We start from the raw sequence: 9314 nt of genomic DNA on the forward strand, positions 1-9314 counted from the left end.
TAGCGCGAGTTTAATCCCTCACACTGCCCTATTAAGCTCAGGCCAGAGTCATCGACTGGCGTGTTAGGTACACTTAAAAAGCTCTGATCGACTAAGAGCTTGCTTAAAGGCTGTAGTAACCACCTATAGATAGTATTCTCTACTGCCGTAAAAGAACTGGTAGATGTGCTTAACGCTTAACTGGTTGTTAGAATCAGCATACCATAATTGCTTTGGATTCTCCCGTCTAGTTCCATCCGAGGTAGAAATTGTCCATCTGTATCGATACTCGATAACCATTAATTTTCACCTCTACTCCTTTGGAGATCGGCGTTTTGACTCAAACCCCTTGAGAAATTCGTCCCTTGCGACTTTGTTGCCAAACCCTTTGATGAGAACCACCGCCGACTAGGGCAACTAGTGCATGTGGATAAATACCTTGGCTGACACAATGTAAATCTTTTTGGTGAATTTTGTTGGTCGAAGCAGGCAACACCTAAAGTAATATAGGAGTCCCCAGGTCGAATCTTTGATTCAGCCAGGTTGACTATCCATTGTCCCGACTCATTAAACAATTAACTCTTCACACCCAAGCGTCAATGAAAGTAACTCAGGAAAAACTTCCCGCTAGCCAGGTTGGTCTGGAAATTGAAATTCCAGCTGAAACGACCAAACAAGCCTATGAAAAGGTTTTACAGAACCTTTCCCGTACAGTCAAAATTCCTGGGTTTCGCCAAGGGAAGGTACCCCGTCAGGTTTTGCTACAACGTCTTGGTGCCCAACAGGTAAAAGCTGCTGCCATCGAAGAGTTGCTCGATAGTAGTCTAAAGCAGGCGATTGAGCAAGCCCAAATTGAGGCACTAGGGAACTATAATTTAACCTCTACCTTAGAAGATTTGCTCAGCCAGTTCAAACCTGGAGAACCCCTAACCTTCAGCGCATCGGTGGATGTGCCACCAGTGGTCAATTTAGGGGAATACAATGGCTTAAGTGTGAAAGCTGAGGAAACTAAGGTTGAACCGGATGCCGTCGGTAATTTTCTCGAACAACGGCGTGTTGAGCAGGCTACCTTAGTACCAGTCGAATCACGCCCAGCCCAGATGGGAGATGTGGTCGTGGTGGATTACGTCGGTCGATTTACTGGTGATAGCGAAGAGGATGAAGGCTCAGTAATCCCTAACGGTGAGGCTAAGGATTTTGAAATTGAACTTGGGGAAGGCAAGTTCCTAGAGGACATTCTTCAAGGCATCGTTGGTATGAATCCTGATCAGATTAAAGAAGTACCAGTGACTTTTCCTGAAGATTACCCCCTAGAAGATTTAGCTGGCAAGTCATCGGTCTTTAGCATCACCCTAAAAGAAATCAAGGAAAAAGAGCTGCCAGAGTTAGATGACGACTTCGCTCAAGAAGTTAGTGATAAAGAAACCTTGGCAGAGTTACGGGAATATTTACAGCAGGAGTTTCAGGAAAAAGCTGATCAAGAAACCCAAGCCAGCAAGGAGGAGGCTTTAATCAACGCTCTCCTGGAAAAGGTTGAAGTTGACTTGCCTGAAACGCTAATTGACCAGGAACTCCAAACAATTTTGACCCAAACAGCCATCCAGATGCAACAGTTGGGCATGGATGTCAAAAGGCTGTTTACCGAAGAGAATCTACCACAGCTGCGAGAAAGATCACGTCCTGATGCCATCCAAAGCCTCCGACAATCCCTAGCCCTTAAGGAAATAGCTACACGTGAATCCCTAACCGTTGAAGATTCCGAAATACAAGGGAAAAGTAAAGAATTGATGAAGGAGTTGGCTGGTCAAGAGGTAGATCCGGATCGGCTGCGGGAATTCGTCGAGTCCGATTTGCTCAAACTCAAAGCCATTAAATGGTTAGAAGATCACGCTACTATAGAGCTGGTTCCCAAAGGAACCATCACCGAAGAAGAAACTGAAGCAGAAGACACGGCCGTTACAGTAACCGAGCTAGAAACAACGGATGCGGCTTCCCAGACTATTGAAGTACCAGCTGAACCTGTTTCTGAGTAAATCGTAGCGTTGGCCTTGTTGGTGATCTGCCCAGGGTAGAAGGTAGCGAGTTGCTAAGGTGTTGTGCATTTAACTTTGTATAATTCTGAGACTGAAACCCAAGGCTCAGCTTAGATCCCTTAGAAGAAACACGCCTTAGCTCAACAGCTTAGGCTTATAGATAAGCCTCAACTCTATAACCGTCAACTGTTGCACCAACAAGCAAACAGTTAAGGCATAATAGTTTCTATAGAGACTTTGACTTTATGCCTATTCGTGCCCTTGTTAGATAGCACCTTTATTAGTAAATCCAGAGGTCTTGACGAATTGTATCCTATGCTGCAATCTGTGTCCCCTCATTCCTCAATCACCAGCTTAAGTTCTCTAGACCAATACCAAATCACCTCCAGTAGTACTGTTGTACCAATGGTGGTAGAGCAGTCTGGAATGGGAGAACGAGCATTTGACATTTATTCGCGGCTGCTGCGAGAACGCATTGTGTTTTTGGGAACCCAGGTCGATGATGTGGTAGCTGACTCAATTGTTGCCCAGCTGTTATACCTAGAAGCTGAAGACCAGGAAAAGGATATCCAATTGTATATCAACTCCCCAGGTGGCTCGGTAACTGCAGGGATGGCAATATATGATACGATGCAGCAAGTGCGCCCTGATGTGGTTACCATATGCTATGGCTTAGCTGCTAGTATGGGCGCATTTCTCCTAGCAGGGGGAGCTGCTGGTAAACGGATGGCATTGCCCAATTCTCGGATTATGATTCACCAGCCCCTTGGCGGTGCTCAGGGACAAGCGGTGGATATAGAAATTCAAGCTAAGGAAATTCTATACCACAAGCAAACCCTTAACGAATTACTGGCTAATCACACCCGTAAACCAGTGGCTCAAATTGCCGAAGATACCGAACGCGACTTTTTCATGTCAGCGGCGCAAGCTAAAGACTATGGTTTAATTGACCAGGTGATCTCCCGGCAGAATCTTCCTAACCAGGAAGCAGCTGTCGCTTCTATGTAGAAAGAGGCTTCTTATGTCTAAATACGACTCCCATCTAAAATGTTCCTTCTGCGGTAAGTCTCAAGAGCAAGTACGCAAATTAATTGCTGGCCCCGGAGTCTATATTTGTGATGAGTGTGTTGATTTATGTAATGAAATTTTAGATGAGGAGTTACTCGATTCCGGTGCGCCTGCTCCCCAGCCTGCTCCTCGACCAGAACCTGCTAAGAAACGTCGTCCCCGTGCCAACCGCATTTCCATGAATCAGATTCCCAAACCCAGGGAAATTAAACGGTATCTAGATGACCATGTGATTGGTCAGGAGGAAGCCAAAAAAGTTCTGTCAGTGGCTGTGTACAACCACTACAAGCGCCTAAGCTTGCTCCAATCTAAAGCTCAGGGTCAGGGTCAGGGAATAATGGATGATGGCATAGAGCTACAAAAGTCCAACATTCTTCTAATTGGTCCTACTGGTTGTGGTAAAACATTACTCGCCCAAACCTTAGCCAAAATATTAGATGTGCCTTTTGCTGTGGCAGATGCCACAACCCTGACAGAAGCTGGTTATGTTGGGGAAGATGTAGAAAACATCTTACTGCGACTATTGCAAGTGGCAGATCTGGATGTAGAGGAAGCCCAGCGGGGGATTATCTATATCGATGAAATCGATAAGGTAGCCCGCAAGAGTGAAAATCCCTCTATTACCAGGGATGTTTCTGGGGAAGGAGTCCAGCAAGCATTACTGAAAATGCTAGAAGGAACCATTGCTAATGTGCCCCCTCAAGGTGGACGCAAACATCCTTATCAAGACTGTATTCAGATTGACACCAGCAATATTCTGTTTATTTGCGGTGGCGCGTTTGTAGGTCTGGAGAAGGTGGTCGAGCAACGCCTAGGCAAGCGTTCCATGGGATTTATTCAGCCTGGAGAGCATAACTCGAAGGAAAAGCGAACAGCAGATATTCTGCGACACTTGCAGCCAGATGACTTGGTTAAATTCGGCATGATTCCCGAGTTCATTGGTCGTATACCAATGGTAGCGGTCATTGAACCCCTGGATGAGGAAGCCCTGATGGCAATTTTGACAGAACCCAAGAATGCACTGGTAAAACAGTATATAAAGCTGCTGAAGATGGACAATGTCAACTTGGAGTTTATGCCAGATGCAATTCGAGCGCTGGCCCAGGAAGCTTACCGTCGTAAAACCGGTGCTAGGGCGTTAAGGGGCATTGTGGAAGAATTGATGCTGGAAGTGATGTACGAGTTGCCTTCTCGTAAGGATGTCACTCGCTGTACAATCACTAGGGAAATGGTAGAGAAGCGCTCAACTGCTGAACTATTGGTTCATCCTTCTTCATTGCCAAAGCCAGAATCAGCATAGTAGTAATTTATCATTGGCCAAAACCAAATTTATCGGTTGTTAATTGTTAATTGTTAATTGTTAATTGTTAATTGTTAATTGTTGATTGTTGATTTTCAATTAACAAAGGACAAAGATCACAAAATGCCTTACATTCAAATTCGGGGTGTAGAACACTACTATGAATGGGTAAAGAAGTCAACACCTTGTGGAAATAAACCTGTGATGGTCTTTATCCATGGTTGGTGTGGCTCGTCTCGCTACTGGGAAAGTACCGCTAAAGCTCTATCCAATACTTTTGACTGCCTCCTATATGACCTAAGGGGGTTTGGTCGGTCAAAATTGCCCCAACAGGGGACAAACTTGACCTATGAGATGGAGGACTATGCTGAAGATTTAGTGGTGTTGTTAGATACCCTGGGACTTGATCGTATCTATATCAATGCTCATTCCCTAGGGGCATCTGCTGCTACGATGTTTCTCAATCGTTATCCTGGGCGGGTTGAACAGGCAATTTTGAATAATAGCGGTATTTTTGATTATGACGAGAAATCCTTCACCGCTTTTCACAAAGTTGGTGAGTTAGTAGTTAAGTTCCGCCCCGGTTGGTTGTTAAATATTCCCTTAGCCGGTACCGTGTTCATGATGCGATTTTTGCACCATCCCCTACCTAGGGCAGTGAGCCGGGTTTTTTTGGCAGATTACCTAATGGCTGATTATGAAGCAGCTTTGGGAACAATGCTGACTGCGGTTAGTAAGTATGCGGCTGAGGTAATGCCTAATAAGTTCGCTCAGTTAAAGGTGCCAACCCTGCTAGTTTCTGGTGAATACGACAAAATTATTCCTTCAGCACTAGGGCGTAGAGCTTCACAATTAAGTCAAAACGTGAAGTATGTTGAAATTCCTGATACAGCTCACTTTCCGATGTTGGAGGCTCCAGGGGTTTATCTAGAGCAGGTACGGGAGTTTATTTGTGTGAGCTGAGGCTTAAAGAAATTAGTACTCTTCGGGTGAAATAAGTGGTTAGTGCTCAGAAGACTCAACACCACAGGAATAGGTTAAAAAATCAGGAAACCCCCAACCTGTAAAAGCTGGGGGCGGTGATCAGGGTGCATCTACTACTTCCTTATTCGATTAGGTGTGACCCTTCTCCGGAAAGATTTTGATAGTGAGTTCGCTTCAAGATAGTATCATCGGCAATGGGCTATCATCGGCAATGGGCTGACGGGGAGATGGGGAAATAAGCTAGTATGTATGACGGCAACTAGGTCTTTCCAGATTAGTGTGCCCAGGCTACTGATGTTAATTTTTATTAATAGCTCAGTAATTTCCTTAACTTACTGAAAAATATATTTAGGAATTTACAGCAAGTTGTGAGTAATATTATCTCTGGTAACCGAGTTAGAACAGAGACATAACTGCTGAAAATGAGCAAGGGAGATGGGCTACTCAAGTTTATTTGGCTCCATCATCCCTCCCCCATCTACATCAGGGAGCAATATTAATATGGCAGATCTGGTTCAGAATCTAGTTGAAACGGAAGTCAAGCAACACCAAAACAAGACTGCAGGAGATGACCCTTTCCAGCCTCAAGCTTGTAAGTATCGCCAAAGTAAGTTAAAAAATATACTAAAAACACTGCAAAACACCTTAGCAATTTGTCAAACTAACGAAGATTTGACTGGTCAAGTGGATACTCTCAAACGCATTGGGTTAGTTCATTGCCGTTTGGGAGAGTATGCCTGGGGCATCAAGTGTCTCCAGCAAAGTTTACAAATGGCCAATGATGTTGGTTCGCCCAAGAGTGTAGGGGTCATTCTTCATCATCTCGGAATGGCTTATTGCAAGACTAACCAGGATGATAAGGCATTTAAGGTTTATCTAAAAGCATTGAGGATTTTCCAAAAAACTCAAGATCACTCAGAAATTGCTAAAATACTTAATCACCTAGGGGAAATTCACAATAGCTGGCATCAACCAGTGCTGGCTCTGAGATGCTTTCGCCAAGCCATGAAGATTTTTCAAAACTTAGGCAATTCAGTTGAGGGCGAAGGCAGAGCACTGGAAAATATAGGGGAAGCTTATACCCAGCTTGGAAGATACCGTCAAGCTCTTGCTGTCTTGGAGCAAGCCCTAACCATTCACGAAAAAAAAACATCCTCTCGTTACTCTAGTCGCAAGTTAACTACTCTTGAGAGGATTGGCACAGTTTACTTCCGACTAGGTGAGGAACTACGGGCATTGGATTTCTATCATCAAGCTTTGGAGATTGGTCAGCAACTGAGTAAATCACTTCATGGTAACACCAGAAGCTTGGATTATATCGGAGCGGTTCACTACCACTTGGGAAATTACCCCCATGCCTTAGCGTATCACTTACAAGCCTTAAGACTTTGGCAAGAAATCGCCCATCCTGGGGAGGGGGAGAGCTTGTTCCATGAAAAGGCTGAATTTTCTCAACTTAGGAAAGTTTATAACTGTCTGGGTATATCTGAGCAAGGGGTGCAGTGCAGCCAACAAGTACACAAGATGATCATTAACTGTGGTTACCGAGTTAGTGAAGAAGAGATTAGCCAGTATCTTAGTCACGGTGGAACGATAAACCATAACGTAGAATGATTAATGCCTGGTAGCCTAAAGACTCGTTACAATAAAGATTCAAACCCCCAATAATTTCCATTTAACGACAATTAGATAATTATCGATAAACAGCAAAACTGTGAACTGGCAGAGCCGATTTACCTATAAGCTGTAAAGCATCTAGTTTATGAGACACTCTAAGCTAAATCTTGGGTTACAGCCTGATAATTATCTTTCTTGACGATGCACAACAACTTAACACCAAGCAAAATTAGGAGTCAAACGTAAGCAATGGCACAAGCAACTGAGTCACAGCAAAAAGGTATTCAACTGACAGATAAAGCCCTAAAGCATGTTTTAGCCCTGCAACAAAGCCAAGGAAAAGACCTTTACCTGCGAGTTGGTGTTCGCCAGGGAGGCTGTTCAGGACTGTCTTACATGATGGATTTTGAAGAACCTAGTAACATTCGGGAGAATGATGAAATCTTTGACTACGATGGCTTCAAAATAATCTGTGATCCAAAAAGTCTGCTTTATCTCTACGGTCTGGTACTGGATTACAGCGATGCTATGATTGGTGGTGGCTTCCAATTCACCAACCCCAATGCCAATCAAAGCTGTGGCTGTGGTAAGTCGTTTAGCGTTTAGGGGATTGTTAGTTGAAAGTCTGTCAGTTCAAGACCACCACCAAACACTAGAGGAATTACGCAGTGGCGCTATATAATTAGCTATATAGAGGTAGAGCTATATCTAGTTAGGGCGCAAGGCTTGTAACCCTACAATAGATTAGGCTTGAGCCAGAGATTTTGGGTAAGTCCTAGACTAATAAGTAATGACTAATGACTAACGACTAACAGCTAATGACTAAAACATCACTATTTGGTCTGAAGGCAGATCATTTCCGTCATCCCCTAGATTTGGAAGCAACCACAGCCCTGAAACAGTTGCCAGGGATAGACTTGGTGGTGCGAAATTTACTAGGTCCTGTGGCGGAACAGTTTTTTTACCTGAACAATATCGCTGCTAGTGTCTTGGTGGGAGAAAATCAACTGCCCCATCTTCATAAACTACTCGAAGATGCCTGCACAACTTTAGATTTAGAGCCGCCTCAGCTTTATGTGCAGCAAAATCCTGCTCCCAATGCCTATACCTTCGCTATGCGGGGTAAGCAGCCTTTCATTGTCTTGCACACCTCTTTAATTGATCTGCTGACACCAGAGGAAATTCAGGCGGTTATTGCCCATGAACTGGGTCATCTCAAATGTGAACATGGGGTGTACCTAACACCGCTCAATATCATGGTATTAGCGGCTAGTTTAATTCCGAATTGGGGGATGCTCATTGCTCAAAGCATACAGGAGAAGATGTTAGAGTGGCTACGATGTGCGGAATTTAGTTGCGATCGCGCTGCTCTACTGGCTACTCAAAATCCGAGAGTGGTCATGTCTGTATTGATGAAACTGGCTGGTGGCTCCCCAACTCTGGCACCACAACTGAACCTAGATGCGTTTATTACTCAAGCTAGAGCTTACGACAGCGTCGGTAATACTGAGCTGGGTCAAGTACTACAAGAATTGCAGATCTCTCAACTGAGCCATCCCTTACCTGTACTACGGGCGCGAGAAATTGACCGTTGGGCAAGTTCTCAATCTTATCAGTCCTTGTTAAATCAGCGGTTAATTAGTTATAATAATGGAGATGCCCAAACGGGCGGGTGGCGAAATTGGTAGACGCACCACACTCAAAATGTGGCGGCCTTATGGTCATGAGAGTTCGAGTCTCTCCCCGCCCACTGTAACTAAGGGGCAAGATGAATGGCACAACGACTAAAACGGTGGGAATCGCCCCGCCGCGAAGGACGTAACTCGAAAGGAAGAGGAGGCTCAGCACGGCGCAAACAACTGAAAAAACAGACTCAGATGCTGCGGCGGAAGCTTAAGGAAAGTCGGAAAGCACTCCAAAACCAAAATCAAGACAACAAAAATCAATACCAAAATCAACAAGGGGGAAGAGATATCAATGCTCTTCCCTATTTTTTTTGTAGAACCCTGTCTAACCGGTTCAAAATATTCCTTCCCATAACCCAAACTCAGAAATATAGCAGAAGTCAGAAGTCAGAAGTCAGAAGTCAGAAGTCAAACTCTTGCGCTTATTTAGGTTTGAGACTTTTGTCATGTCCGCGCCTGCCCTGGCGACTGCTATACATACCATAAACTTCATAAATCTTTATAATATTCTTAACAAGCTTAACAAGATAGATATTAGCTCATACAATGATCTACCAGCGCCTTCAACGCAGTAAATTGGATGAGAGCGATGATGCTCTGTTCTATTCATTTCCACGGTTTGTGACTCATGTCGATGAGGGCTTTATA

The 9314-nt window shown here is 44.3% G+C and carries 8 protein-coding genes, 1 tRNA gene and 1 pseudogene; all 10 read left to right on the forward strand.

Features of this window, described 5'->3' with window-relative positions:
* The first annotated feature begins 578 nt into the window (after positions 1-578).
* Positions 579-2012: a trigger factor gene (tig, locus tag F6J94_RS24615; protein WP_293044996.1), complete on the forward strand. Its 1434-nt coding sequence runs from the start codon at positions 579-581 to the stop codon at positions 2010-2012.
* A gap of 315 nt (positions 2013-2327) precedes the next feature.
* A complete protein-coding gene (gene clpP, locus F6J94_RS24620; protein ID WP_293021169.1) occupies positions 2328-3020 on the forward strand; it encodes an ATP-dependent Clp endopeptidase proteolytic subunit ClpP in 693 nt (230 codons plus the stop codon).
* Between the two features lie 13 nt (positions 3021-3033).
* Positions 3034-4380, forward strand: a complete 1347-nt coding sequence (clpX, locus tag F6J94_RS24625) for an ATP-dependent protease ATP-binding subunit ClpX (RefSeq protein WP_293021101.1) — start codon at positions 3034-3036, stop codon at positions 4378-4380.
* A gap of 123 nt (positions 4381-4503) precedes the next feature.
* Positions 4504-5343, forward strand: a complete 840-nt coding sequence (locus F6J94_RS24630; RefSeq protein ID WP_293044999.1) for an alpha/beta hydrolase — start codon at positions 4504-4506, stop codon at positions 5341-5343.
* 456 nt (positions 5344-5799) lie between these two features.
* Positions 5800-6978, forward strand: a complete 1179-nt coding sequence (locus tag F6J94_RS24635) for a tetratricopeptide repeat protein (RefSeq protein ID WP_293045001.1) — start codon at positions 5800-5802, stop codon at positions 6976-6978.
* Positions 6979-7230: 252 nt separating this feature from the next.
* Positions 7231-7587, forward strand: a complete 357-nt coding sequence (locus F6J94_RS24640; protein ID WP_070394331.1) for an iron-sulfur cluster assembly accessory protein — start codon at positions 7231-7233, stop codon at positions 7585-7587.
* A 212-nt stretch (positions 7588-7799) separates the two neighbouring features.
* Positions 7800-8669 (forward strand): M48 family metallopeptidase, encoded by an 870-nt coding sequence (locus F6J94_RS24645; RefSeq protein ID WP_293045003.1) that lies wholly within the window; start codon positions 7800-7802, stop codon positions 8667-8669.
* Positions 8648-8731, forward strand: a tRNA-Leu gene (locus tag F6J94_RS24650). Before F6J94_RS24645 ends, F6J94_RS24650 begins: the two co-directional genes overlap by 22 nt.
* Before the next feature lie 22 nt (positions 8732-8753).
* The gene (locus tag F6J94_RS24655; protein ID WP_293045005.1) at positions 8754-9152 is read left to right on the forward strand and encodes a hypothetical protein; all 399 of its coding nucleotides are present in this window, start codon (positions 8754-8756) and stop codon (positions 9150-9152) included.
* 60 nt (positions 9153-9212) lie between these two features.
* Positions 9213-9314 (forward strand): annotated as a pseudogene (locus F6J94_RS24660) (SAM-dependent methyltransferase); the annotation flags it as partial.

Source organism: Moorena sp. SIO1F2, from assembly GCF_010672755.1.
Classification (GTDB): Bacteria; Cyanobacteriota; Cyanobacteriia; order Cyanobacteriales; family Coleofasciculaceae; genus Moorena.